Origin of the sequence: Flavobacterium sp. ZE23DGlu08, from assembly GCF_030505335.1 — a bacterium.
In the GTDB taxonomy this organism is placed as follows: domain Bacteria; phylum Bacteroidota; class Bacteroidia; order Flavobacteriales; family Flavobacteriaceae; genus Flavobacterium; species Flavobacterium algoritolerans.
This window is the reverse complement of record NZ_CP130045.1, coordinates 1,487,759-1,512,290: the sequence shown is the minus strand read 5'-3', so window position 1 is coordinate 1,512,290 and position 24,532 is coordinate 1,487,759. Positions and strand designations below refer to the sequence as shown.

The 24,532-nt window shown below is 35.1% G+C and carries 19 protein-coding genes and 2 riboswitches; of the genes, 17 read left to right on the top strand and 2 right to left on the bottom strand.

All coding sequences use genetic code 11. The features are described from left to right. Nucleotides 1-29: 29 nt before the first annotated feature. Both Q1W72_RS06640 and metK read right to left on the bottom strand, forming a co-directional pair. Nucleotides 30-1,802, bottom strand: coding sequence for a DUF4153 domain-containing protein (locus Q1W72_RS06640; protein ID WP_099713596.1), 1,773 nt, complete (start codon nucleotides 1,800-1,802; stop codon nucleotides 30-32). Nucleotides 1,803-1,938: 136 nt separating this feature from the next. Beyond that, a complete protein-coding gene (metK, locus tag Q1W72_RS06635; protein ID WP_099713595.1) occupies nucleotides 1,939-3,189 on the bottom strand; it encodes a methionine adenosyltransferase in 1,251 nt (416 codons plus the stop codon). A gap of 760 nt (nucleotides 3,190-3,949) precedes the next feature. On the opposite strand from metK, the gene Q1W72_RS06630 reads away from it, so the two are divergent. The 17 genes from Q1W72_RS06630 to metF all read left to right on the top strand — a co-directional run bounded on the left by Q1W72_RS06630 (nucleotide 3,950) and on the right by metF (nucleotide 24,532). After that, entirely contained in the window at nucleotides 3,950-4,159 is a 210-nt protein-coding gene (locus tag Q1W72_RS06630) for a hypothetical protein (protein ID WP_099713594.1), read from the top strand. 231 nt (nucleotides 4,160-4,390) lie between these two features. Continuing rightward, nucleotides 4,391-4,528: riboswitch (SAM riboswitch) on the top strand. Between the two features lie 78 nt (nucleotides 4,529-4,606). Then, entirely contained in the window at nucleotides 4,607-5,569 is a 963-nt protein-coding gene (locus Q1W72_RS06625; RefSeq protein WP_233206843.1) for an alpha/beta fold hydrolase, read from the top strand. 19 nt (nucleotides 5,570-5,588) lie between these two features. Further along, nucleotides 5,589-8,003, top strand: a complete 2,415-nt coding sequence (thrA, locus tag Q1W72_RS06620) for a bifunctional aspartate kinase/homoserine dehydrogenase I (protein ID WP_302137703.1) — start codon at nucleotides 5,589-5,591, stop codon at nucleotides 8,001-8,003. Nucleotides 8,004-8,182: 179 nt separating this feature from the next. Then, a complete protein-coding gene (locus Q1W72_RS06615; protein WP_099713591.1) occupies nucleotides 8,183-8,608 on the top strand; it encodes an OsmC family protein in 426 nt (141 codons plus the stop codon). 66 nt (nucleotides 8,609-8,674) lie between these two features. Further along, nucleotides 8,675-9,847, top strand: a complete 1,173-nt coding sequence (locus tag Q1W72_RS06610; RefSeq protein WP_121343256.1) for a PLP-dependent aspartate aminotransferase family protein — start codon at nucleotides 8,675-8,677, stop codon at nucleotides 9,845-9,847. A 199-nt stretch (nucleotides 9,848-10,046) separates the two neighbouring features. Continuing rightward, on the top strand, nucleotides 10,047-10,457 hold the full coding sequence (locus tag Q1W72_RS06605; protein WP_099713589.1) for an Rrf2 family transcriptional regulator: 411 nt from the start codon (nucleotides 10,047-10,049) through the stop codon (nucleotides 10,455-10,457). Nucleotides 10,458-10,575: 118 nt separating this feature from the next. After that, nucleotides 10,576-11,478, top strand: a complete 903-nt coding sequence (locus tag Q1W72_RS06600) for a sulfite exporter TauE/SafE family protein (RefSeq protein ID WP_099716196.1) — start codon at nucleotides 10,576-10,578, stop codon at nucleotides 11,476-11,478. A 14-nt stretch (nucleotides 11,479-11,492) separates the two neighbouring features. Continuing rightward, nucleotides 11,493-12,194 carry a phosphoadenylyl-sulfate reductase gene (locus Q1W72_RS06595; RefSeq protein WP_121340880.1) on the top strand — a complete coding sequence of 234 codons (702 nt, stop codon included), beginning with the start codon at nucleotides 11,493-11,495 and terminating at the stop codon, nucleotides 12,192-12,194. 67 nt (nucleotides 12,195-12,261) lie between these two features. After that, nucleotides 12,262-13,161, top strand: coding sequence for a sulfate adenylyltransferase subunit CysD (gene cysD / locus Q1W72_RS06590; RefSeq protein ID WP_099713587.1), 900 nt, complete (start codon nucleotides 12,262-12,264; stop codon nucleotides 13,159-13,161). A gap of 154 nt (nucleotides 13,162-13,315) precedes the next feature. Next, the gene (locus Q1W72_RS06585; protein WP_302137701.1) at nucleotides 13,316-14,560 is read left to right on the top strand and encodes a sulfate adenylyltransferase subunit 1; all 1,245 of its coding nucleotides are present in this window, start codon (nucleotides 13,316-13,318) and stop codon (nucleotides 14,558-14,560) included. 29 nt (nucleotides 14,561-14,589) lie between these two features. Continuing rightward, nucleotides 14,590-16,680: a nitrite reductase gene (locus Q1W72_RS06580; protein WP_302137700.1), complete on the top strand. Its 2,091-nt coding sequence runs from the start codon at nucleotides 14,590-14,592 to the stop codon at nucleotides 16,678-16,680. After that, nucleotides 16,673-17,449 carry a uroporphyrinogen-III C-methyltransferase gene (gene cobA / locus Q1W72_RS06575; protein WP_302137699.1) on the top strand — a complete coding sequence of 259 codons (777 nt, stop codon included), beginning with the start codon at nucleotides 16,673-16,675 and terminating at the stop codon, nucleotides 17,447-17,449. Before Q1W72_RS06580 ends, cobA begins: the two co-directional genes overlap by 8 nt. Beyond that, nucleotides 17,449-18,030 (top strand): bifunctional precorrin-2 dehydrogenase/sirohydrochlorin ferrochelatase, encoded by a 582-nt coding sequence (locus tag Q1W72_RS06570; RefSeq protein WP_099713583.1) that lies wholly within the window; start codon nucleotides 17,449-17,451, stop codon nucleotides 18,028-18,030. The genes cobA and Q1W72_RS06570 overlap by 1 nt, the downstream gene beginning before the upstream one ends. A gap of 108 nt (nucleotides 18,031-18,138) precedes the next feature. After that, nucleotides 18,139-19,191 carry an NAD(P)/FAD-dependent oxidoreductase gene (locus Q1W72_RS06565; protein WP_099713582.1) on the top strand — a complete coding sequence of 351 codons (1,053 nt, stop codon included), beginning with the start codon at nucleotides 18,139-18,141 and terminating at the stop codon, nucleotides 19,189-19,191. Nucleotides 19,192-19,283: 92 nt separating this feature from the next. Then, a riboswitch (SAM riboswitch) is annotated at nucleotides 19,284-19,403 on the top strand. A gap of 313 nt (nucleotides 19,404-19,716) precedes the next feature. After that, complete coding sequence (locus Q1W72_RS06560) at nucleotides 19,717-20,718, top strand: homocysteine S-methyltransferase family protein (RefSeq protein ID WP_099713581.1); 1,002 nt, start codon at nucleotides 19,717-19,719, stop codon at nucleotides 20,716-20,718. Nucleotides 20,719-20,800: 82 nt separating this feature from the next. Continuing rightward, complete coding sequence (gene metH / locus Q1W72_RS06555; RefSeq protein ID WP_099713580.1) at nucleotides 20,801-23,479, top strand: methionine synthase; 2,679 nt, start codon at nucleotides 20,801-20,803, stop codon at nucleotides 23,477-23,479. 96 nt (nucleotides 23,480-23,575) lie between these two features. Beyond that, nucleotides 23,576-24,532, top strand: coding sequence for a methylenetetrahydrofolate reductase [NAD(P)H] (gene metF / locus Q1W72_RS06550; protein WP_099713579.1), 957 nt, complete (start codon nucleotides 23,576-23,578; stop codon nucleotides 24,530-24,532).

Sequence of the window (24,532 nt, the reverse complement as noted above, 5' to 3'; positions counted from 1 at the left end):
TTTGAAGTTCATTCTTCAAAGGCTTTTTTTTAATTTTTAATTCCCAGTAACACTTTGATTTGGAAATGATCTACCGTTTTTTTATTTCCTTTTCTTTTTCCACTTACGTTCATGTAGTATATTAAAATCGAGTATTTAGAAGTTTCAATTCTTTGTGTAATCTTTTGTTTCCAATTTTCATTAGAATCAAAATCTGGGGTTTGGTTCACAAAATCAACAATCTTCAACGGAACAATGTCCTGATTAATTTGTAAGTCTACTCCGTATTCTTTTTCAGTAGAAATAATAGAATAAGACCTCTCATCGATTGTTATACATTCGTTACATTCTAAATCTTCGTTATTCAAGATGGAGAAAGACACATCATACCCTTGAATGTTTTCTATGTTTTGATTGTTATTTTCATAAAAATTATAAAAATATTCTTTGTTGTTTTTTTCTTTTTGGTCGTATGAAGAACGATAATCGAGCCCCAATGCTTCCATGATTTGGTAAGAATTTGGTTTTTTGTCCTTTTTAATCAGAGCAGTAAGTTTGTCTTTTGTAAATGGAAGAAGTACTTCTGAGCCATAGTTTTCCTCTAAAAAATTTACAATACTGCTTAAATCTTGCTCTTGTTCGAAAGTAAGTTTTTCCTTTTCTATTTTTTGCAAATAGGATTCAAATCTCGAAAGCTGACTGTTTTTGGATATTGAATCTGCACTTTGCGGTCCAAGAATGGTAAGCAAAGCCGTTATGCACATTGTAATAGGGATGAACTTTATTTTAGGCTCTTTTTTGATTATAAAATAAGCTACTACAATGGTTAACCAGATTGACAATGCCAATACATAATAGCGCTCATGTGTGAATCCGTATAAGTGGACTCTATATAAAATAGCCCAAAATAATAATCCCAATAACGGAACTAATAAATAATAAAACCAACGGTTAAAGGTTCGCATCCAAAGATTTCCAGTTTCTTCGGCAATAGGATGTACGAGTAAAAAAGAAAGTATTCCAAAGATGGCAAAAACCAAAACGAGATTAGAAACCCAGCCCACAGGTAAAGAAAGTGTGACTAAGATTTTAGTTTCATAACAAATCAAAATCACTAAGTAAATGCTGATTAATGGAAGCAAAACATATTGAGTAAAATTTTTAAGACCTTTTGGATATTTTAAAATAAGTGGAGAGGATTCGTTGTTGGTTTCAGGAACGCCAGATAAAAAGAAAACCGTATTAAATATCCCTGCGATGATGAAAAATAAGTGAAGATATATTCTGTCATAAAAATGTACATTGAATAAATGGTGTACCGCTAAAATAGCTAAGGATAATCCGGAATACAATACAACGCTATACAAGCCAGCCGTTAGAATACGAAGAAAAAGCTGTTTGTTGAACTCCCAAAACTCTTCTTGGTTGTAGATTTTTGATATAAAACCGGAAAATGAGACCAATAGATGCAAAGCAATATTGAGTACTAAAAATTGTAATGCTTCTACATCTGTAATTTTTTTCGAAAAGCTAAATATAAAAGCAGTTACTATTCCGCCAAGTAGTAAACTTGTTAAAAATCGAATCCAACTGTTTTTCTGAGTCGCTGAGAAATATAAACTAACGGAAAGAAATAAAACTAAACACAGCGAGCAACACATGATGCTTTTAGTATAAAAATTCTCCATTGTAGCATTTCTTTCTTCTGAGAGTAAAATTGCGAATACTGTCCCTAAAACCGTTAGTATGGTTTCTAGCGGGAACCTGAAAATGGTTTTTTGTGAAGCTCGTATTACGCTTTGGAAAGAAGGGAATTTAGCCATTATTTTGGTAAGTTATTTTTTACTAAGTAAAGAATAATACTGCACATAGCCAAACAAAAACCCCGAAGTCTGCAGTAACAGAATTCGGGGTTTGATATATAATTAGATTTAAATTTCTAAGGTTTTAAAGCCAAAGTTATAATCCAAAAGCAGTTTTAACTTGGTCAACGAAATCTAATTTTTCCCAAGTAAACAATTCAACAGTAACTGTTTTTTCATTTCCACCTGGAGCAGAAAAAGTTTTAGTAACCGTTTCTGGAGTACGTCCCATGTGCCCGTAAGCAGCAGTTTCGCTATAGATTGGGTTTCTTAATTTTAAACGTTGCTCAATAAAGTAAGGACGCATATCAAAAATAGCTTCTACTTTTTTAGCAATTTCACCATTGGTCAAATTCACTTTTGAAGTACCATAAGTATCAATAAAAATACCCATTGGTTTAGCCACACCAATTGCGTAAGAAACCTGAACTAAAATTTCGTCAGCAACACCCGCTGCAACTAAATTTTTAGCGATATGACGTGTAGCATAAGCAGCACTTCTGTCTACTTTACTTGGGTCTTTTCCAGAGAATGCACCACCACCGTGAGCACCTTTTCCACCGTAAGTATCCACAATGATTTTTCTTCCTGTCAATCCAGTATCTCCGTGCGGCCCTCCAATTACGAATTTCCCGGTTGGATTAATATGGTATTGGATTGCATCATTGAATAAATGTGCATGTGTTGGATTTTTTGCAATAATCCTTGGAATCAATATTTCAACAATGTCTTTTTTGATTTTTGCAAGCATTTTAGCTTCTTCGTCAAAATCATCATGTTGTGTCGAGATTACAATGGCATCAATACGAGTTGGCTTATTGTCATCGCTGTATTCTAAAGTTACTTGAGATTTAGCATCCGGACGCAAATACGTAATTTCGTTATTTTCACGTCTTAAAATAGCCAATTCCTGCAATAATTTATGAGATAAATCAAGTGCCAATGGCATATAATTTTCCGTTTCATTAGTAGCGTAACCAAACATCATTCCTTGGTCACCAGCACCTTGCTCTTCAGGATTTTTTCTGTCAACACCTTGATTGATGTCAGCAGATTGTTCGTGAATAGCAGAAAGAATTCCACAAGAATTAGCTTCAAACATGTATTCGCTTTTTGTGTAACCAATTTTCTTGATTACATCACGAGCGATTTGTTGCACGTCTAAATATGTATTTGATTTTACTTCACCAGCCAAAATTACCTGGCCAGTAGTTACTAAAGTTTCGCAAGCTACTTTTGAGTCAGCATCAAATGCCAAAAAATTATCAATTAATGCATCCGAAATTTGATCTGCAATTTTGTCTGGATGTCCTTCGCTTACAGATTCTGACGTAAATAAATAGGCCATAATAATTATTATTTTAAAATTAAGCGAGAAAAAATAATTGCTGAAAAGGACTAAAGAAGAGTTTCTGCTTTAGCATTTTTTCTACTGAAAAATTTTCAGTATCCATAATGAATTGATTTCATTATGAAGAGGTTGCAATCAGTTCAAATTTTTCCTCTTGTATTCGGGTGCAAATGTATGAAACCATTTTGAATTGCAAATTAATCTTAACTTTTTTTTGCTGATAAATCTTTTCATCTACTTATATAAATACAAAAGGGAATGCGAGGCTGGTTTTTCTTTGTATTTTTTTTAAAACTTATTTGGAAAATTCAGAAATAGTTAGCATATTTGTTACAACAAAAAAAGAAACATGAAATTTAATGTGTGTAATATGTCAAAAGCCATTCAGGAAAAGTCCTGTGGGTCGTGTATTGCTTAAATTTTAATTCAAATTTATATAGCAAAAGCCTCCCAAAAAAATGGGAGGCTTTTTTTTTGAACTCTATTTAGCTGAAAATAAAACAATATTAATCATAGAATGAATAACCTGAAAATCCAGAATATAAATAATTTTAAAGTCAAAAATATGATTTGCGCCAATGCCATTATGTGCGTTCGTGTCTGTTGATTCCAAAAGTATAAGTTATAACACAACTTAAAAACCCCTTTTGGATACGCATCTAAAAGGTTTTTTTTATTCAGATTAGTTAATAAGCATAGAGAATTTCAGAATTCAAAAATAATTTAAAACAAAACTAACATCATAAATTAAAAGATTATGAGCACATCAAAACATTTCCCAAAGGCATTTCGGTTACTAAAAAGCTTTAGTTTTAGAACCAAAACTAAAAAGGAAATCGATTCAAAAAATGAATTGACTAATCCAAGATTTGAAATTTCAAAAAATGATCCTTTGGCACAAAAAATAGTGCCGAGTTCATTGCTGTTCCAAATGTATTCAAAAGAAAATGAAGAACTTTTTATTTAAAAAAGTGATGGTTGTTTTAGCTTTTGAATCTTTGATGGTAAATCTCAAATTATGATTTCGACGAAAGATAAAACCCTAATATGGTGTTTTCTCTTTCGTCGGGATAATAATTATGCGTGCGATTTTTTCAAGTCAATTTGCAATAAATCAATTAGAACCAATTTGATAAAAATTTGGTTGTTTAAAAAAATAGTAGTTAATTTGTGCCTTTAAGTTCAAAAACGTATTGAAATGTTATAAAGAAAGGCAGAGGGATTAGACCCGATGAAGCCTTAGCAACCCTTCGATTTATCGAAGAAGGTGCTGCATTCTACCTTTATTCTGTCCCGAAGCCTCGGGATATTTCAGAATCTAAAGGAAAGATAACACAAAGAATTCTTCTAGTTCACTTCTAGCTTTCTTTCTAATATTTCCAGACACAAATCAAAAATCATAAAAGATTTGAAATTGGAAAATAAACCAACATCTATTACCGTACAAAATTTCACCACCGAAAGTGGGGCTTTTTATCCTGCCTTAAACTTAAGTTTTCAAGTTTTTGGACCGGCTTTACATACCGCTCCAATCGTTTTGGTAAATCATGCATTAACCGGAAATTCCCAAGTTGTGGGAGACAAAGGTTGGTGGAATGATTTAATTGGTGTACACAAAACTATCGATACTAATACATATACAATACTGGCTTTTAATGTTCCGGGAAATGGTTTTGATGATGCCGTTATTGAGAATTATTCGGAATTTAATACCAGAGACATTGCCAGAATTTTTATTGAAGGCATTCATTTTCTTAAAATCAAACAGCTTTATGCTATTATTGGCGGTTCTGTTGGCGGAGGAATTGCTTGGGAATTGGTTGCTTTAGAACCAAAAATCACGCAACATTTAATTCCTATCGCAACCGATTGGAAATCGACAGACTGGTTAATTGCCAATTGCTTTTTGCAAGAGCAAATTCTAAAGAATTCTTCAAAACCTATTGAAGACGCTCGAATTCATGCCATGCTTTGCTACCGAACTCCAGAATCTTTTACTGCAAAATTTCAGAGAACCACTAATGAGGAATTAGCCATTTTCAATGTTGAAAGTTGGCTGGATCATCACGGTAAAAAACTTCAAAAACGGTTTCAAATTTCGTCTTATAAAATGATGAATCAATTATTGAAGACGATAGATATTACTAGAAATAGCTCTTCATTCGAAGAAATAACGTCAAAAATTGAAGCTGATATTCATATCATCGGAATCAATTCAGACTTGTTTTTTACGGCAAATGAAAATAAAGCAACATACGAGGAATTAAAAAAATATAAAAATAATGTCACCTATCAGGAAATCGTTTCCATTCACGGACATGACGCTTTTTTGATAGAATACAAACAATTACACAATTTGCTTCAGGATATATTCTAAGCCAAAAAAACACAACACAATGAAAATATTAAAATTTGGAGGTAAATCTTTATCGAATGGCGACGGAATAAATAAAGTAGTTGCAATTATTACCGATAAAGTAAATCAAGGAGAAGAAATTGCAATTGTAGTATCGGCACGTGGAAATGCTACAGATGAATTAGAAGAAATTTTAGGTATTGCTTCTAAAAACGGAGATTACAAACCGCTTTTTGAGGACTTTAAAAAATACCAACAAGACGATTATCAAGAGGTAGATTTGTCTGAGGAATTCAATGTTTTGGAAAAATTATTCGAAGGCGTAAGCTTAATTGGTGATTACAGCAATAAAATTAAAGACCAGATTTTATCAAAAGGGGAATTGCTTTCTGCAAAATTACTGACGGCTATTTTAGTTGAAAATGGAATAAATGCCCGTTTTGCCGATACTCGTGAATTAATAAAAACAGATTCGAAATTTGGTGATGCACAACCTTTGGAACAAATTTCGAAGAAAAATGTCATCAATTATTTCAAACAAAATAACGGAACTACCGTGAATATTGTTACTGGTTTCATCGGTTCTAATAATAATAATGACACGACAACTTTAGGAAGAAACGGTAGTAATTATACCGCTTCACTGATTGCGAATTACTTAAATGCTGACGAATTACAGAATTATACACACGTTGACGGAATTTATACCGCAAATCCTGAATTGGTGCTTGATGCTAAGAAAATCGACCATTTGACTTTTAACGAGGCGAATGAGTTGGCTAATTTTGGAGCAACAATTCTTCATGCAAAAACCATTATTCCTTTGTTGGAAAAAAACATTCCGCTTCGTATTTTGAACACATTCAACCACGAAAATAAAGGAACATTAATCACATCCAATTCTAATAAAGAAGGAATTAAAACACTTTCGGTACTTGAAAATGTATCATTAGTTAATCTGGAAGGAAGAGGATTGCTGGGAAAAACTGGCGTTGATGCCCGTATTTTTAGAGTGATGGGAGACAATGATATTAGCGTAAGCATCATTTCTCAAGGTTCTTCAGAAAGAGGAATTGGTTTGGTCGTTGCCGCTGATAAAGCGACTAAAGCAATGATTGAATTAGAAAAAGAATTCGAAAATGATTTCTATTCAAAAGATGTGAATAAAATTACGGTAACCGATAATGTTTCGGTAATTTCTATCATTGGACAGGATTTGAGCACGTTTCACAAGCCATATACGGCTTTGATAAAAAATAAAATTGTCCCGATTCTTTTCAATAATACCGTTACCGGTAAAAACGTGAGTTTGGTTGTGAAAAAATCGCAACTGAACAAAGCCTTAAACGTTATTCACGGAGAGATTTTTGGAGTTTCAAAGAAAATCAATATTGCTATTTTCGGACATGGATTAGTAGGTGGAACTTTGATTAACCAAATATTGGAATCGGCAGCAACCATCGAAAAAAGGAAAGACATCAAACTGAATGTTTTTGCTATTGCCAATTCAAGTAATGTACTTTTAAATAAAAATGGCGTTACTCCAAATTGGAAAAACGAGATTCAAAACAATGGCTTTTCTTATACTATTGACGATGTAATTGCTTACGCAAATGAGCATCATTTGGAGAATTTGATTGCGATTGATAACACCGCAAGTGCCACATTTGTTGAGAATTACATTCCTTTGGCAGAAAACAGTTTCGATTTGATCTCTTCTAATAAAGTGGCCAATACGTTGAGTTATAGTTTTTATAAAAAATTGCGAAAAGTATTAGCGGATAATCAAAAGAGTTATCTTTATGAAACTAATGTTGGTGCGGGATTGCCGTTGATTGATACGATTAAATTATTGCATCTTTCAGGTGAAAACATCACGAAAATTAAAGGTGTTTTCTCAGGAACATTGAGTTATTTGTTTAATAATTTTTCTGCGAAAGACGTTCCGTTCAGCGAAATATTGAAAGAAGCTATTGATAACGGATATACTGAGCCAGACCCAAGAGAAGATTTGTGTGGGAATGATGTAGGTCGAAAATTATTGATTTTGGCAAGAGAATTAGACTTGCAAAATGAGTTTGAAGAAATTGATATTCAAAATTTAATTCCAGAACATTTACGAGAAGGTGATGTTTCTAGTTTTTTAAATAAATTGACGGAATTTGATCCAATTTATGCTAAAATAAAAGCCGAACAAAAACCAAATCACGTGTTGCGATACATAGGTGAATTGTCAGGCGATTTGCAAAATGATAAAGGAAATTTAGAAGTAAAATTAGTTTCTGTACCCTCAGAGACGGCTTTAGGCGGATTGAAAGGTTCGGATTCTTTCTTCGAAATTTATACAGAATCGTATGGCGACAGACCAATTGTAATTCAAGGCGCAGGTGCAGGATCAGCAGTAACGGCAAGAGGCGTTTTTGGAGATATTTTGAGATTATCAGATAAAGGGTAAAGATTTAAGATTGTGGATTAACGATTTTTGATTTCAGATGTAAAAAACAAAAATCCGAGTTTTTGCGATAGCAAATCCGTTTTATCCGCGTCTGAACAAATATAATTAATTAAAAAAGGGACAGCCTCCAGTCTTGGCTCTCTTTTCGCCGTGGCGAAAGGGTTGAGGAGGGGATTAATATGAAAATAACACTAAACAGAGTAAACGACAATTTCCACTTTGAATTAAAAAACGAACGTGGGCACATAGTAAATGTAGATAGCCGACCAGAATTTGGCGGTGACAATAAAGGGCCGAGTCCGATGGAGTTAGTATTGATGGGTGTTGCGGGATGCAGTGCCATTGATATGATTTCGATTTTGAAAAAACAACGTCAGGAAATCACTTCTTTCAAAGCTGAGGTTGAAGGGGAACGTGTACAAGTAGGAGAAGCGAAACCATTCAAGGATATTACAGTAGTATTCTTTTTGGAAGGTCCAATTAATGAAGAAAAAGCAGCGAGAGCCGCAGAACTTTCTTTTGAAAAATACTGCTCGGTTTCTAAAACATTAGAACCAACCGCAACGATACATTACAAAGTAGTTTTAAATAATAAACCATTATAGTTTAATTAAAGATTGGATTTGAATATCCAAACAACTTTAAAGCTTAAATTTTAAACTAAAAATAAAATGAACGAACAAGAATTTGGTTTTGAAACCCAAGCCATACGTACTCAATTAGAAAGAACACAATTTCAAGAACATTCCGTGCCTTTATACTTAACTTCTAGTTTTGTATTTGAAGATGCTGAAGATATGAGAGCTTCTTTTGCCGAGGAGAAAGATCGAAATATTTATAGCCGATACAGCAATCCAAATACCAACGAATTTATAGAGAAAATTTGTAAAATGGAAGGTGCTGAGTCGGGATTTGCTTTTGCCTCAGGAATGGCGGCTGTGTATTCAACTTTGGCGGCTTTGTTGAACTCCGGAGACCATATTGTTTCGGCAAGTAGTGTTTTTGGAGCGACACATTCATTGTTTATTAATTATTTTCCAAAATGGGGAATTGAAACATCGTATTTTGACATCGATAAGCCTGAAACCATTGAAAGTTTCATAAAACCTAATACAAAGATACTTTTTGCAGAATCTCCAACTAATCCAGCGGTAGATATTATCGATTTGGAACTGTTAGGTGCTATTGCCAAAAAGCATGATTTGATTTTGATTATTGACAACTGTTTTGCGACACCTTATTTACAACAACCGATAAAATGGGGGGCAAATTTGGTAGTGCATTCAGCTACAAAATTAATAGATGGTCAAGGTAGAGTTTTGGGTGGAATTACCGTTGGAGACGCTGAATTGATTCAAAAAATCTATTTGTTTTCTCGACTTACCGGTCCTTCCTTATCTCCATTTAATGCTTGGGTATTATCAAAAAGTTTAGAAACTTTGGCGATTCGTTTAGATAGACATTGTGAAAATGCCTTGAAAGTGGCTGAGTTTTTGGAAGGCCATCCCCAGGTTAATAAAGTGAAGTATCCTTTCTTGAAATCGCATCCGCAATACGAAATTGCCAAAAAGCAAATGAAATTAGGAGGTAACATCGTTGCATTTGAAATAAAAGGCGGAATAGAAGCAGGAAGAGCATTTTTGGATAAAATAAAATTATGTTCGTTGTCTCCAAATTTAGGTGATACGAGAACGATTGTAACGCATCCGGCATCAACAACACATAGTAAATTATCAGTTGAAGAACGTTTGGCAGTGAGTATTACGGATGGTTTGGTACGTATTTCAGTAGGATTGGAAACGGTGAAAGATGTTATTGCTGATTTAGAGCAGGCGCTTTCGTAAAAATTTTAGTCCCGAAGTTTCGGGAGTAGATTAACGGTTTTTGAAGACACATTTTGTGCATTTTAAAAATCGTTAATTTCTATTCCGTATTTCTTAAATCAAAAAGTATATTTTTGTTGCAATAAAAGACATGTAGATTTCAGATTACTTTGAAATCTAAAATCAAAAATCGTTAATTTCCAATCTTATATCTTTTAAAATGCTTTCAAAAAAAACAAAATACGGAATCAAAGCATTGACCTTTTTGGCACGCCAGAAAGATCAAACACCGATACAAATTGCTGAAATAGCGAAGAGTGAACATATTTCGATTAAGTTTTTGGAAAGTATTTTACTACTGTTACGCCATTCTGGTTTTTTAGGAGCCAAAAAAGGAAAGGGCGGAGGCTATTATCTGATAAAAGACCCTAAGGAAATAAATATGGCCCATGTCTATCGCATCCTTGAAGGGCCAATTGCATTACTTCCTTGTGCCAGCCACAATTTTTATGAGCCATGTGACGACTGTACGGATGAGGCCACTTGTGCAGTTCGTAAACTAATGACAGAAGTTCGCGACAATACGCTTATGATATTGGAAAACAATACACTGGCTGATATTGCATTTTAGACAATAAATCACAAAAAAATTTTTGTAGTTAAGTTAAAAGTTTTACTTTTGCACAGTAATCTACTATTCCGATAGGGTAATGGATTTAAATAATAAAAAACAGTTGAATTATAAAAGCATGAACAAAGAATTGAAACAGGTTAATGTCAATGTAAAATCGGGAAATACTTTCGCGGAGCGTTTATGGGTTGTAATTCCTGTTGTTTTGCTGATAGGGTTGTTTTCGACATTAGTTTACAATCATTATGCTGAGTTTTCTTGGAATGGTTTTTTGGCTGGTTTTAATCAGGAATTTTTAATCTTTTTCTGTATCGGGATATTTGCGCAATTAGTGGATGGAACTTTAGGAATGGGTTATGGAGCAACTTCTACTTCTTTTTTATTGGCGTATGGAATTCCGCCCGCAATCAGCAGTACAGGAGTTCACGTTGCTGAAATGTTTACTACTGGAGCTTCAGCGATTTCTCATCATCGATTTGGGAATATTAATAAAAAACTAGTGAGACATTTGTTAATTCCGGGTGTTTTAGGTTCTATTGCCGGTGCTTATTTATTGTCGGATGTGATTGACGGAGATGCAATTAAGCCATTTATAGCCGTGTATATGATTGCGCTGGCCATTATAATTATTAGAAAAGCATTGAAAAAGAATATCATTAAAAAGAAAACTAAAAAATTAGGTGTTTTGGCTTCTTTTGGAGGTTTTATGGATGCTGTCGGTGGCGGCGGATGGGGACCAATTGTGACTTCAACTTTACTTGGAAACGGCAGAAATCCAAGATATACTATAGGTTCTGTAAATGCAGCCGAGTTTGCAGTAGCTTTTGCCAGTGGTGTAACATTTATGCTTTTTGGAGGAATACAAGGATGGCAAGTGATTATAGGGTTGATTTTAGGTGGTGTGATTGCCGCTCCAATTGCCGCTATTTTAGTCAATAAAATAAAGAGAAAACCTATGATGATTTTGGTAGGGATTTTAATTATTGTTTTGAGTTTAAAAACACTGTCTAAATTATTATAAATAGAAACGAAATTATGAGCATAGCAATAACCAATACTTTATTAGATAAAACAAAGGATTTTTCACTTGAAGAAACACTTTCGTTTTTAGCTAATGAATTCAAAGATAAAGTGGTTTTCTCTACTTCTTTTGGGCAGGAAGATCAAGTGATTACGGCTTTGATTGGTCAAAATGATTTACCAATTACCATTTTTACATTGGACACAGGGAGATTATTTCAAGAGACGTATGACGTTTTTCATAAGACATTGAAAAAGTATAAAAAGGAAATTAAAGTTTATTTTCCGGAAGCTTCTGAAGTTGAAAATTTGTTAAATCAAAAAGGACCAAATAGCTTTTACGAATCGGTGGAGAATAGAAAAGAATGTTGTTTCATTCGAAAAGTAGCACCGTTGACTAAAGCTTTAAAAGGAAATGAAATTTGGATTACCGGTTTGAGAGCCGAGCAATCAGAAAATAGAAATGATCTGGCAGCCTTTGAATACGATGCTCATTTCAATATCATAAAATTCAATCCATTATTAAAATGGACTTTGAAAGAAGTAGAGGATTATTTAGAAAAAAATAATGTGCCACAAAACGCTTTACATAAAAAAGGGTTTGTAAGCATTGGTTGTGCGCCTTGTACAAGAGCTATAGCCGAAGGCGAGGATATCAGAGCAGGAAGATGGTCATGGGAATCAAGTCATAAAGAATGTGGTTTGCACCAAAAATAAAAAGTTTAATCGTTTATCTGTTTGGTCGTTTAACCGAATAAACAAATAAACAAATTACCAAATAATAATGAGTACCATATTAAAAACAAACGCTTTAGAAAGCGAAGCGATATACATATTTAGAGAAGTTATTTCTCAATTTGACAAGCCGGTTTTACTTTTCTCTGGAGGAAAAGATTCGATTACATTGGTGCGTTTAGCACAAAAAGCATTTTTTCCTGCAAAAATTCCTTTTCCATTGTTGCACGTAGATACTGGACACAATTTTCCGGAAACAATTGAATTTAGAGACAAATTAGTTGCTGAATTAGGATTGGAATTAATCGTTCGTAATGTTCAGGATGCTATTGACGAAGGTAAAGTGGTAGAAGAATCAGGGAAATATTCCAGCAGAAACAGTTTGCAAACGACTACACTTTTGGATGCAATCGAAGAATTTAAATTTGATGCTTGTATTGGTGGTGCGCGTCGTGATGAAGAAAAAGCAAGAGCTAAAGAACGTATTTTCTCTGTTCGTGATGATTTTGGTCAATGGGATGAGAAAAACCAACGTCCGGAATTGTTTGATATTTTGAACGGAAAAATTGAAAATGGTCAAAACGTTCGTGTTTTCCCAATTTCGAACTGGACTGAACTAGATGTGTGGAGTTATATTGAGCAAGAGCAAATCGAAATCCCATCGATTTACTTTTCACATAAGCGTAAAGTATTCTTGAGAGATGGTATGATTTGGTCACATTCTCCATTTGTATACCAAGAAGAAGATGAAGAAATTGAAGAAAGAATTGTTCGTTTTAGAACCGTTGGAGATATGAGTTGTACGGCAGCTGTTGATTCTTACGCAGCAACAATTCAAGAAGTAGTAGGCGAAATCAGATCTTCGACTATTTCAGAAAGAGGAGCCAGAATAGATGACAAACGTTCTGAAGCCGCGATGGAAAAAAGAAAACAACAAGGATACTTTTAGAAAACAATTATAAGGTATGAATTATAAATTATGAATTGTTCCGAGACATTTAAAATTTATAATTCAACATTTAAAATAAAAAAATCAAATTTAGAAGTTTACATAAGGTGTTTTGAAAACCTTAAACTTTTAAACTTCAAACAAAAAACAAGGAATGGAAGTTTTAAAAATAGCAACAGCAGGAAGTGTAGATGACGGAAAGAGTACCTTAATCGGGAGATTATTATACGATACAAAATCGTTGACTACAGATAAGATTGAAGCAATAGAAAAAAGCAGCAAACAAAAAGGATATGATTATCTTGATTTTTCTTTGGCTACTGATGGTTTGGTTGCGGAGAGAGAACAAGGAATCACGATTGATGTGGCGCATATTTATTTTTCGACAGCCAAGAAAAGTTACATCATTGCCGATACTCCGGGTCACGTAGAATATACACGAAACATGGTTACGGGAGCTTCGACTTCACAGGTTTCAATTATTTTGATTGATGCTCGTAAAGGCGTTATTGAGCAAACGTACAGACACTTTTTTATCAATAATTTATTGAGAGTAAAAGAAGTGATTGTTGCGGTAAACAAAATGGATTTGGTTGATTATTCGGAAGAAGTTTACAACAAAATCAAAGCTGATTTTCAGGCATTGAACAGCAAAAGTTCATTCAAAGAGCAAAACGTAAGTTACATTCCGTTGAGTGCTATCAATGGAGGAAATGTAGCTGATAAATCAGAGAACATGCCTTGGTACAAAGGACAAACGGTTTTGGAACACTTAGAAGCTTTAGAGCCAGAAGATATTTTTGAAACAGGTAAAGCACGTTTCCCAGTTCAAACGGTTATCAGACCAAAAACGGAAGAGTATCATGATTTTAGAGGATATGCCGGAAAATTATACGGAAACAATATTAAAGTGGGTGATGCGGTAACGGTTCTTCCTTCTTTGACAGAATCTAAAGTGACTAATATTCACTTTTTCGATCAGCAATTTGATGAAGCGACAGCAGGTTCTTCGATTACTTTAGAATTGGAAAATGATATCAATGTTACAAGAGGAGACATGATTGTAAAATCGAATGAACTTCCTAAAATCGAAAAAGATATCAATACAACGATTTGTTGGATGGACAGCAAAAAGTTAGTTCCAGGAACAAAATATTTGGTACAACACAATACCAACAGAGTTTTGGCAAAAATTGAAAGCGTGAAAAACGTAATCGCTACAGATTATTCTGGAGTTACACCAGCGACTCAATTGGCTATAAATGAAATAGGCGAAGTAGATATTAAATTAAGCAAAGCTTTGTATTTTGATGCCTATAATGACAACAAATCAAACGGCGCTTTTATTTTAATTGATGCTGCAACCAACACAACTGCTGGAGTTGGATTTATAAACTAAATCTAACTTTTGCCAAAAACAACACACAGATGGAAAGTTTTAGAACCGAAATAGAAAATCCGATTGTCCAAAAAGACATTATCGATTTAGAAAGAAAAATTGCTTTATTCCGTGACGGAAAAATTGATGACGAACGTTTCCGTAGCCTTCGCTTGGCGAGAGGAGTGTACGGTCAGCGTCAGGAAGGCGTACAAATGATTCGTATCAAATTGCCTTTTGGTAAAGTGACCAGCGAACAATTGTTACGAATTACTAAAGTTTCTGATGAATATTCAACCGGACGTTTGCACATTACAACGCGTCAGGATATCCAGATTCACTATGTAAGTTTGGATAGAACACCACAACTTTGGGCTGAACTAGAGAAAGATGATGTTACACTTCGTGAAGCTTGTGGAAACACCGTGAGAAATATTACGGCTAGTGAAACGGCAGGAATCGATGGAGAAGAACCTTTTGATGTGTCGCCTTATGCGCATGCCTTGTTTCAGTTTTTCTTGAGAAATCCGGTTTGTCAGGAAATGGGACGTAAATTCAAAATGTCATTTTCGTCTTCGGATAAAGATACAGGATTGAGTTATTTGCATGATTTAGGATTTATTCCAAAAATTGTAAACGGCGAAAGAGGCTTCAAAGTAATGTTAGGTGGAGGATTAGGTTCACAACCAAGTCATGCTGAATTATTATCGGAGTTTATTCCGGTAAACCAAATTATCCCAACAACTGAAGGTGTTTTAAGAATTTTTGATCGCTATGGCGAAAGAGCAAAACGTTTAAAAGCACGTATGAAATTCCTAATCAAAGATTTGGGAAGAGACGAGTTTTTACGATTGGTGGAAGAAGAGAAAAAAGCCTTGTCTTACCAAACAGTTGAAATCGATACAACTGCTTTTGATGGTGCAATTCCTGCTCCTTTATTGGAAGTTCCAAAAGTAGTAATCGAAGACACAGCAGCTTTCGAAGCTTGGAAAAAATCAAATGTAATCGCGCAAAAACAAGCGGGTTATGTAGCGATTGGAATCAAAGTTTTATTAGGTGACTTTTATACGGATAAAGCAAGAGCATTGGCAGAATTAATCAAAAATTATGCAGCGAATGAATTGCGTTTTTCTTTGAGACAAGATATTTTAATTCGTCACGTAAAAGAAGAAAATTTACCTTTTTTCTACCAAGAATTAGCCAAATTAGATTTTGTGGCTTTGGGTTACAATACCATTTCAGATATTACAGCTTGTCCGGGAACAGATACATGTAATTTAGGAATTGCAAGCAGTACCGGAATCGCAGTAGAACTGGAAAGAGTTTTAGAAACAGAATATCCACAATACAGCAACAATAAGGAAATCACGATTAAAATCAGTGGTTGTATGAATGCTTGTGGACAACACAATATGGCCGAAATTGGTTTTCAGGGAATGTCTATCAATTCAGGGAAATTAGTGGCACCAGCATTACAAGTGTTATTAGGCGGAGGAAATTTAGGAAACGGAAATGGAAGATTTTCGGATAAAGTAATCAAAATTCCAAGCCGAAGAGGACCTGATGCATTGCGTTTCATCTTAAATGATTTTGAAACAAACGGAAACGGACAGTCATTTTTGAATTATTATGATGCCAAAGGTGAGAAATACTTCTACGAGTTTTTGAAACCATTAGCCGATTTGACTAATCTTACCGAAGCTGATTTTGTAGATTGGGGTAATGCTGATAACTACGTGAAAGCAGTTGGAGTAGGAGAATGTGCTGGTGTAGTAATTGATTTAGTAGCTACTTTAATATTAGAAGCCAAAGACAAAATGACTTTCGCACAAGAAGCTTTTGATGAAGGAAAATGGGCTGATGCAATTTATTTAGCATACGCAGGATTTGTAAATGGAGCTAAAGCATTATTGCTTGCTGAAAACCAAAAAACAAATCACCATGCAGGAATTATCGATTTGTTTGACACCGTTTTTATCGAAAGCAATAAAATTGAGTTGAATTCAACGTTCAAAGATTTAGTATACCAAATCAGAGCGAATGAGCCTTCTGCGGAATTTGCACAAAAATACATTCAAGAAGGAGTTGCCTTTTTTGAAAACATAGAAAAATACAGAGCAAAAGATTTAGCTAATGCATAATACAATACAACCAAAAGTAACTTTAGTAGGCGCTGGTCCTGGCGATCCGGATTTGCTTACTCTGAAAGGAGTAAAAGCTCTTGCTGAAGCGAATGTGGTTTTGTATGATGCGCTGGCCAATGATGAAATAATGATTCATGCGCCAAAAAGTGCCATAAAAATATTTGTGGGTAAACGAAAAGGTTGCCATGAATATACGCAAGACCAAATCAATCAGTTGATTGTTGATAATGCGCTTACGTACGGAAATGTCGTTCGATTAAAAGGTGGAGATCCATTTATTTTTGGACGTGGAAGCGAAGAAATAGAATTCGCAGAAAGTTTTGGAATCCCTACATTTGTAGTACCCGGAATTTCATCTTCGATTGCAGTTCCCGCTTACCAAGGAATTTCTTTGACAAAAAGAGGTGTTTCAGAAAGTTTTTGGGTAATTACAGGTACAACTTCTGATAGGAATTTGTCAAATGATGTAGCGTTAGCTGCGCAATCGTCAGCAACTGTTGTGATTTTGATGGGAATGAGCAAATTATCACAAATTGTTTCTTTATTCCAAAAAGAATCCAAAGGAGAAACTCCCGTTGCGATTATTCAAAACGGAACTACTCCACAGGAAAAAATTGGAGTTGGAACGATTGACACAATTCAAGCAGTTGTGGCAGAGAATAAATTAAGTTCGCCAGCAATAATTGTTATTGGCGAAGTAGTCAAAGAAAGTAATAAGTTGAAAGGATTTTACGAAGAATTTCTATCAAACGAAATACGATTATAATGGAAAGAAATGAATTATATCCTGTTTTTTTAAAACTACAAAACCTGAACGTGTTGATTGTAGGTGGAGGAAACGTGGGTTTAGAAAAATTATCTTTCATGTTGAAATCAAGTCCGAATGCAAATGTTGAGGTAGTTGCACCAAGGTTTTTGCCAGAACTGGAAGAATTGGTCGAAAGACATCCTTCGGTGAAATTGACTAAAGCCAAGTTCAAGAAAAAAATGTTGAAGAAACGACACATGGTGATTGCTTGTACCGATGATTTAAAAGTCAATAAACGAGTATTTGATTTGTCTCGAAAAAGATATTTGATTTGCAATATTGCTGATACACCAGATTTGTGTGATTATTATTTGGGCGGAATTGTAACCAAAGGAAATGTAAAAATCGCTATTTCAACTAATGGAAAATCACCGACAACTGCCAAAAGATTACGGGAGTTTTTCGAAGAAATAATTCCAGACGATATCAATAAAATGGTCGAAAACCTGAATGAATATCGCAAGACACTAAAAGGAAATTTCGAAGAAAAAGTACAAAAGATGAACGAAATCACCGAAGCATTAAAAAATAAAGAATAAAAACAGCACAAAATAGCGAATGATATTTATCATTGAAAGTAGTAAAAATCAATCGTTAATTTGCAATTAAATAGTTTAGCACAATTACATTACATAAAGAATAAAAAAATGATTAAAACAGACATACTTATAATAGGAGCCGGACCAACAGGTTTATTTGCAGTTTTTGAAGCAGGATTGTTAAAACTGAAATGTCATATTTTAGATGCTTTGCCACAAGCAGGCGGACAATTATCTGAATTATATCCAAAAAAACCTATTTATGATATTCCAGGTTTTCCGGAAGTATTAGCCGGAGATTTAGTAGATAATTTAATGGAACAAATCAAGCAATTCGAACCAGGATTCACACTGGGAGAACGTGCAGAAACCATTGAAAAACAAGAAGACGGAAGTTTTATTGTGACTTCAAATAAAGGAAAAAAATTCCATGCTCCTGTGGTAGCAATTGCAGGTGGTTTAGGAAGTTTTGAACCAAGAAAACCATTGATTGAAGACATCGAATTTTACGAGGATAAAGGAATTAAATACTTTATTAAAAACCCGGAAAAATTCAGAGACAAAAGAGTCGTGATTGCCGGAGGAGGAGATTCTGCTTTGGACTGGAGTATTTTCTTGTCGAATGTTGCTTCTGAGGTAACTTTGATTCACCGTAGAAACGAATTCAGAGGCGCTTTAGATTCTGTAGAAAAAGTACAGGAATTGAAGAACTCAGGGAAAATAAAAATGATTACGCCTGCAGAAGTAGTTGGTTTAAACGGAGCGGAACATTTAGAGTCAATTGATATTGAGGAAAATGGCGCACATAGAACCATTGCGACGGATTATTTTATTCCACTTTTTGGATTAACACCAAAATTAGGCCCTATCGGAGACTGGGGATTGGACATTGAAAAAAATGCCATCAAAGTAAATAATGCTTTGGATTACCAAACGAACATTCCAGGGATTTTTGCCATTGGTGACGTAAATACCTATCCGGGAAAACTGAAATTGATTCTTTGTGGTTTCCACGAAGCCACATTAATGTGTCAGGCAGCCTACCAAATCATCAATCCAGGTAAGAAATATGTATTGAAATACACTACAGTTTCTGGTGTTGACGGATTTGACGGAACTCGTAAAGAAGCTCCAAAAGCCGTGGTGAAAGCCATAGTTTAACAACATAATACAAACTAGTTAAAAAATATAGCGCTAATACTTGCAAGTATTAGCGCTATGTCTTTACTTTGCACTGTTCATATATTTATTGAAAGTTATCACGAAAGGCGGAGGGAAAGACCCAATGAAACCTTAGCAACCCTTTATCTTTAAAGAAGGTGCTACATTCTACTTTATACAGAACCAGTTTCAGTATTTAAGATAGATAACACACGAATACTCACTTAGTATTTCTCAAACCCTTTCTTGACAACATATCGATATTTAGCTTACTGAATTTATTTCAGTATCAGGAGCGAACAATTGGCGTTTTTTGCTAATACCGTTCCCGCTTTCGTTGCAATCTTTCTCACCCTGAAACAAGTTCAGGACGAGAAAGGATTTTCACTGCAAACGTAGTTCATCGAACTCCTATGAAAATAGTAATTAAGTGAGGTAATCGGGGCTAAAGAGCTAATATATTGAACTTTTGTAATTAATAATAAGCGCTTAATACTATAATGTTTTGCGAGAATAAAACAAAAGATGTCAACAATTCAAGAAGCTATTAAAAAAAACATACTCATACTCGATGGAGCTATGGGAACCATGTTGCAACGCTACAATTTTTCCGAAGAAGATTTTCGAGGAGAACGTTTCAAAGATTTTCCACATTCCTTAAAAGGGAACAACGATTTATTGTCATTAACGCAACCACAAGCGATTCGTGCCGTTCACGCAGCTTATTTTGAAGCAGGAGCGGATATTGTTGAAACCAATACTTTTTCTGGAACTACTATCGGAATGGCCGATTACCATCTGGAAGATTTGGTATACGAACTCAACTATGAATCAGCAAGAATTGCCCGTGAAGTAGCCGATGAATTCACAGCCAAAAATCCAGGTAAACCTCGTTTTGTAGCCGGTTCAATAGGACCAACAAACAGAACGGCCAGCATGTCACCAGATGTTAATGATCCGGGATACAGAGCGGTAACTTTTGATGATTTACGTATTGCTTACAAACAACAAGTAGAAGCGTTGATTGATGGAGGAAGTGATTTGCTTTTGGTAGAAACCATCTTCGACACGTTAAATGCAAAAGCAGCACTTTTCGCTATTGAAGAAGTCAAAGACGAACGTAATATTGATATTCCAATCATGGTTTCCGGAACGATTACGGATGCATCAGGAAGAACACTTTCGGGTCAAACCGTAGAAGCTTTTTTGGTTTCGGTTTCGCACATTCCATTATTGAGCGTAGGTTTCAATTGTGCTTTGGGTGCTGATTTGCTGAAACCATATCTACAAACTTTGGCGCATAATACGTCATTCAATGTTTCGGCACATCCTAATGCGGGATTACCAAATGCATTTGGTGAGTACGATGAAACGCCAGAACAGATGCAAGCTTTCATCAAAGAATATTTAGACGACAATTTAGTAAATATCATAGGCGGTTGTTGCGGAACAACGCCAGAGCACATCAAGTTGATTGCTGATATCGCAAAGGAGTATAAACCTAGAGTATCAACAGCGACAATGTAACGTAGAGACGCGATGTATCGCGTCTGAATTATAGCCAGGAATTCTTTGTAATTATTGATTTTAGGGCAAAAAAAAATAAAAAATGGCACAAGCAGAAACTAGAAAAAACCTTGTATTATCGGGATTAGAGCCTTTAATCATTACGCCGGACAGCGTATTTGTGAATATTGGTGAGCGTACGAATGTTACAGGTTCTAGAAAATTCCTTCGATTAATCAAGGAGGAAAAATACGAAGAAGCACTTAGCATTGCAAAAGAACAAGTAGAAGGTGGCGCACAAATCATCGATATTAATATGGATGAAGGAATGCTCGATGGCGAATATGCTATGACAAAATTCCTAAATCTAATCGCTGCGGAACCTGATATTTCCAGAGTGCCAATCATGATTGACAGCTCGAAATGGGATATTATTGAAGCAGGATTAAAAGTAGTGCAAGGAAAGAGTGTTGTGAATTCTATTTCTTTGAAAGAAGGGGAAGAACAATTTATTCATCATGCTAAATTGATTAAACGCTACGGCGCTGCAGCAATTATTATGGCTTTTGATGAGGTGGGTCAAGCAGATAATTACGAGCGAAGAGTTGAAATTTGCCAACGTTCGTATGATATTTTGGTAAACAAAGTTGGATTTCCTGCACAAGACATCATTTTCGATTTGAATATATTTCCTGTTGCAACAGGAATGGAAGAACACCGCTTAAACGCATTGGATTTCTTTAGAGGAACAAAATGGGTTAGAGAGAATCTTCCACATGCGCATATTAGTGGTGGTGTAAGTAATGTTTCTTTCTCGTTTAGAGGAAATGACACGGTTCGTGAAGCGATGCACTCGGTATTTTTATATCATGCAATTCAAAATGGTATGACGATGGGAATCGTGAATCCAGAAATGCTTTCTATTTACGATGAAATTCCAAAAGATTTATTAGAACACGTTGAAGATGTAATCTTGAACAGACGCGATGATGCCACGGAAAGATTGTTGGACTTTGCCGAGAATGTAAAAGGAGATGTAAAGAGCAATGAAAAAACAGTTCAAGAATGGCGTTCGGGAACTATTCAGGAACGATTGACGCATTCGCTAGTAAAAGGAGTCGATGAATTTATAGAAATCGATGTTGAAGAAGCCAGACTTGCAGCAACAAAACCTATCGAAGTAATTGAAATAAACCTAATGGCAGGAATGAATGTCGTTGGAGATTTATTTGGGTCGGGTAAAATGTTTTTGCCACAAGTGGTAAAATCTGCTCGTGTAATGAAGAAAGCGGTAGCTTATTTATTACCATTCATTGAAGCCGAAAAAGATGGTGTTTCAAGTTTTGCAGGTCGTATATTAATGGCGACTGTAAAAGGCGATGTACACGATATTGGTAAAAATATTGTTTCGGTTGTTTTGGCTTGTAACAATTATGAGATTATTGATTTAGGTGTGATGGTTGCGCCTGAGAAAATTATCGCGGCAGCTATAGAACACAATGTTGATATTATTGGATTAAGCGGATTGATAACACCTTCGCTTGATGAAATGGTGTATTTGGCTAAAGAATTAGACAAAAGAAACATAAAAATTCCAGTTATGATTGGTGGAGCAACCACTTCGCGCGCGCATACTGCCGTGAAAATTGCACCACAGTATAGAGAAACGGTTATTCACGTAAATGATGCTTCGAGAGCCGTAACGGTTGCCGGAAATTTATTGAACAGTGAGAAAAAAATATATGCAAGTGACATCAGAGCAGAATATGATGCTTTTAGAGAGACGTTTTTGAACCGTTCGCGTGACAAAAATTTCTTGACTATTGAGCAAGCTCGTGTCAATAAACTGAAATTGGAATGGGAAAATTACAACCCAATGAAGCCTAATTTTATTGGAACAAAAACAATCGAAGTCGATTTGGATGTTTTGGTTCCGTATATTGACTGGACACCGTTTTTTAGAACATGGGAATTGTTTGGGAAATATCCAGCGATTTTAACGGATACTGTTGTTGGAGAACAAGCTACTTCGGTTTTTGCGGATGCCAAAGAAATGTTGGACGTTATTTTGAAAGAAAAGAAACTGACAGCCAAAGGAATCTACGGAATTTTTCCAGCGAATCAAGTGAATGATGATGACATCGAATTGAGCGACGAAAGTGGAAAAGTATTAGAGAAATTCTTGACTTTGCGTCAGCAATCACAAAAAACGAAAGGTGCTCCAAATATCGCTTTATCTGATTTTATTGCTCCAAAAGACAGCGGTAAAAAGGATTATATGGGAGCATTTTGTGTAACAACCGGTTTTGGTGTGGATGAATGGGCGGCTGAATTCGAAAAAGATTTAGACGATTATAATTCGATTATGGTGAAAGCATTGGCGGATCGTTTTGCAGAAGCTTTTGCAGAATATTTACACGAAAAAATCCGTAAAGAGATTTGGGGTTACGCTGCTGATGAAAATTTATCTACCGAGGCTATGATTGAAGAGGTTTATAAAGGAATTCGTCCAGCACCGGGTTATCCGGCTTGTCCCGACCATTTAGAAAAACCAACGATTTGGAAATTACTAAATGTAGAACAAGAAATTGGAGTGACTTTAACAGAAAGTATGGCGATGTGGCCGGCTTCATCGGTTTCTGGATATTATTTTGGAAATCCGGAAAGTAGGTATTTTGGACTTGGAAAAATAAAAGAAGACCAAGTTATTGATTATGCCAAACGAAGAAGCGTATCGACAGAAGTTGCCATGAAATGGCTGAACCCAAATATAGCAGATTAGAAAATAGTTTAAAGTTGAAATTTTGTTTAAAGTTTAAAGTTTAAAGTTGTTCGAGAGAACCTTAAACCTTAAACCTTAAACTTCAAACTAAAGAAAATGAAAGTAACACAACATATTGAAGACGCAAAAGGAGAAACTTTATTCTCCTTCGAAATTATTCCGCCTCAAAAAGGCAAAAGCATTCAGGAATTATACGATAATATTGATCCGTTGATGGAGTTTAAACCACCATTTATAGATGTAACTACTTCTCGCGAAGAATATATTTACGTGGATAAAGGCAATGGTTTATTAGATAAGAAACTGACCAGAATGCGTCCGGGAACGCTTGGGATTTGTGCTTCGATAAAGCATAAATACAACGTAGATACGGTTCCTCACGTGCTTTGCGGTGGTTTTACCAAAGAAGAAACCGAGTATTTATTAGTCGATTGTCATTATCTGGGAATTGATAATGTGATGGCGTTACGTGGTGATGCGATGAAAGACGAGCAATATTTTATTCCGAAACAAGGAGGAAATGATTTTGCGGTTGATTTAGTGAAACAAATCAACCAATTGAATTGCGGAAAATATTTGCACGATGTAATGGATATTGATAATAAAGCCAATTTTTGTATTGGAGTTGCTGGATATCCGGAGAAGCATTTGGAGTCTCCATCCTTACAATCTGATTTAAAAAGGTTGAAAGAAAAAGTGGATGCAGGTGCGGATTATGTGGTGACACAAATGTTCTTTGATAATGCTAAATACTTTGAGTTTGTTGCTAAAGCCAGAGAAATGGGAATTACTGTACCTATTATTCCAGGTATTAAACCAATTGCCGTAAAAAGACATTTGCAAGTCTTACCACAAATTTTCAGAATCGATTTGCCGGAAGATTTAATTCATGCAGTTGACCAATGTAAAAATAATGCGGATATCAGACAAGTAGGAATCGAATGGGCAATTCAACAATCTTTAGAATTGAAAGCTGCAGGAGTTCCGGTATTACATTATTATTCTATGGGGAAATCAGAGAATATTAGACAAATTGCGAGTAAGGTTTTTTAA

What these genes read in the sequence shown, in the direction of transcription:
- Q1W72_RS06615 (WP_099713591.1), top strand. Translation starts at nt 8,183, where the DNA reads ATGAAAATAACACTAAACAGAGTAAACGACAATTTCCACTTTGAATTA.
- Q1W72_RS06610 (WP_121343256.1), top strand. Translation starts at nt 8,675, where the DNA reads ATGAACGAACAAGAATTTGGTTTTGAAACCCAAGCCATACGTACTCAA.
- Q1W72_RS06630 (WP_099713594.1), top strand. Translation starts at nt 3,950, where the DNA reads ATGAGCACATCAAAACATTTCCCAAAGGCATTTCGGTTACTAAAAAGC.
- cysD (WP_099713587.1), top strand. Translation starts at nt 12,262, where the DNA reads ATGAGTACCATATTAAAAACAAACGCTTTAGAAAGCGAAGCGATATAC.
- Q1W72_RS06565 (WP_099713582.1), top strand. Translation starts at nt 18,139, where the DNA reads ATGATTAAAACAGACATACTTATAATAGGAGCCGGACCAACAGGTTTA.
- metH (WP_099713580.1), top strand. Translation starts at nt 20,801, where the DNA reads ATGGCACAAGCAGAAACTAGAAAAAACCTTGTATTATCGGGATTAGAG.
- metK (WP_099713595.1), bottom strand. Translation starts at nt 3,189, where the DNA reads ATGGCCTATTTATTTACGTCAGAATCTGTAAGCGAAGGACATCCAGAC.
- Q1W72_RS06640 (WP_099713596.1), bottom strand. Translation starts at nt 1,802, where the DNA reads ATGGCTAAATTCCCTTCTTTCCAAAGCGTAATACGAGCTTCACAAAAA.
- Q1W72_RS06570 (WP_099713583.1), top strand. Translation starts at nt 17,449, where the DNA reads ATGGAAAGAAATGAATTATATCCTGTTTTTTTAAAACTACAAAACCTG.
- metF (WP_099713579.1), top strand. Translation starts at nt 23,576, where the DNA reads ATGAAAGTAACACAACATATTGAAGACGCAAAAGGAGAAACTTTATTC.
- Q1W72_RS06580 (WP_302137700.1), top strand. Translation starts at nt 14,590, where the DNA reads ATGGAAAGTTTTAGAACCGAAATAGAAAATCCGATTGTCCAAAAAGAC.
- cobA (WP_302137699.1), top strand. Translation starts at nt 16,673, where the DNA reads ATGCATAATACAATACAACCAAAAGTAACTTTAGTAGGCGCTGGTCCT.
- Q1W72_RS06605 (WP_099713589.1), top strand. Translation starts at nt 10,047, where the DNA reads ATGCTTTCAAAAAAAACAAAATACGGAATCAAAGCATTGACCTTTTTG.
- Q1W72_RS06595 (WP_121340880.1), top strand. Translation starts at nt 11,493, where the DNA reads ATGAGCATAGCAATAACCAATACTTTATTAGATAAAACAAAGGATTTT.
- Q1W72_RS06585 (WP_302137701.1), top strand. Translation starts at nt 13,316, where the DNA reads ATGGAAGTTTTAAAAATAGCAACAGCAGGAAGTGTAGATGACGGAAAG.
- thrA (WP_302137703.1), top strand. Translation starts at nt 5,589, where the DNA reads ATGAAAATATTAAAATTTGGAGGTAAATCTTTATCGAATGGCGACGGA.
- Q1W72_RS06560 (WP_099713581.1), top strand. Translation starts at nt 19,717, where the DNA reads ATGTCAACAATTCAAGAAGCTATTAAAAAAAACATACTCATACTCGAT.
- Q1W72_RS06600 (WP_099716196.1), top strand. Translation starts at nt 10,576, where the DNA reads ATGAACAAAGAATTGAAACAGGTTAATGTCAATGTAAAATCGGGAAAT.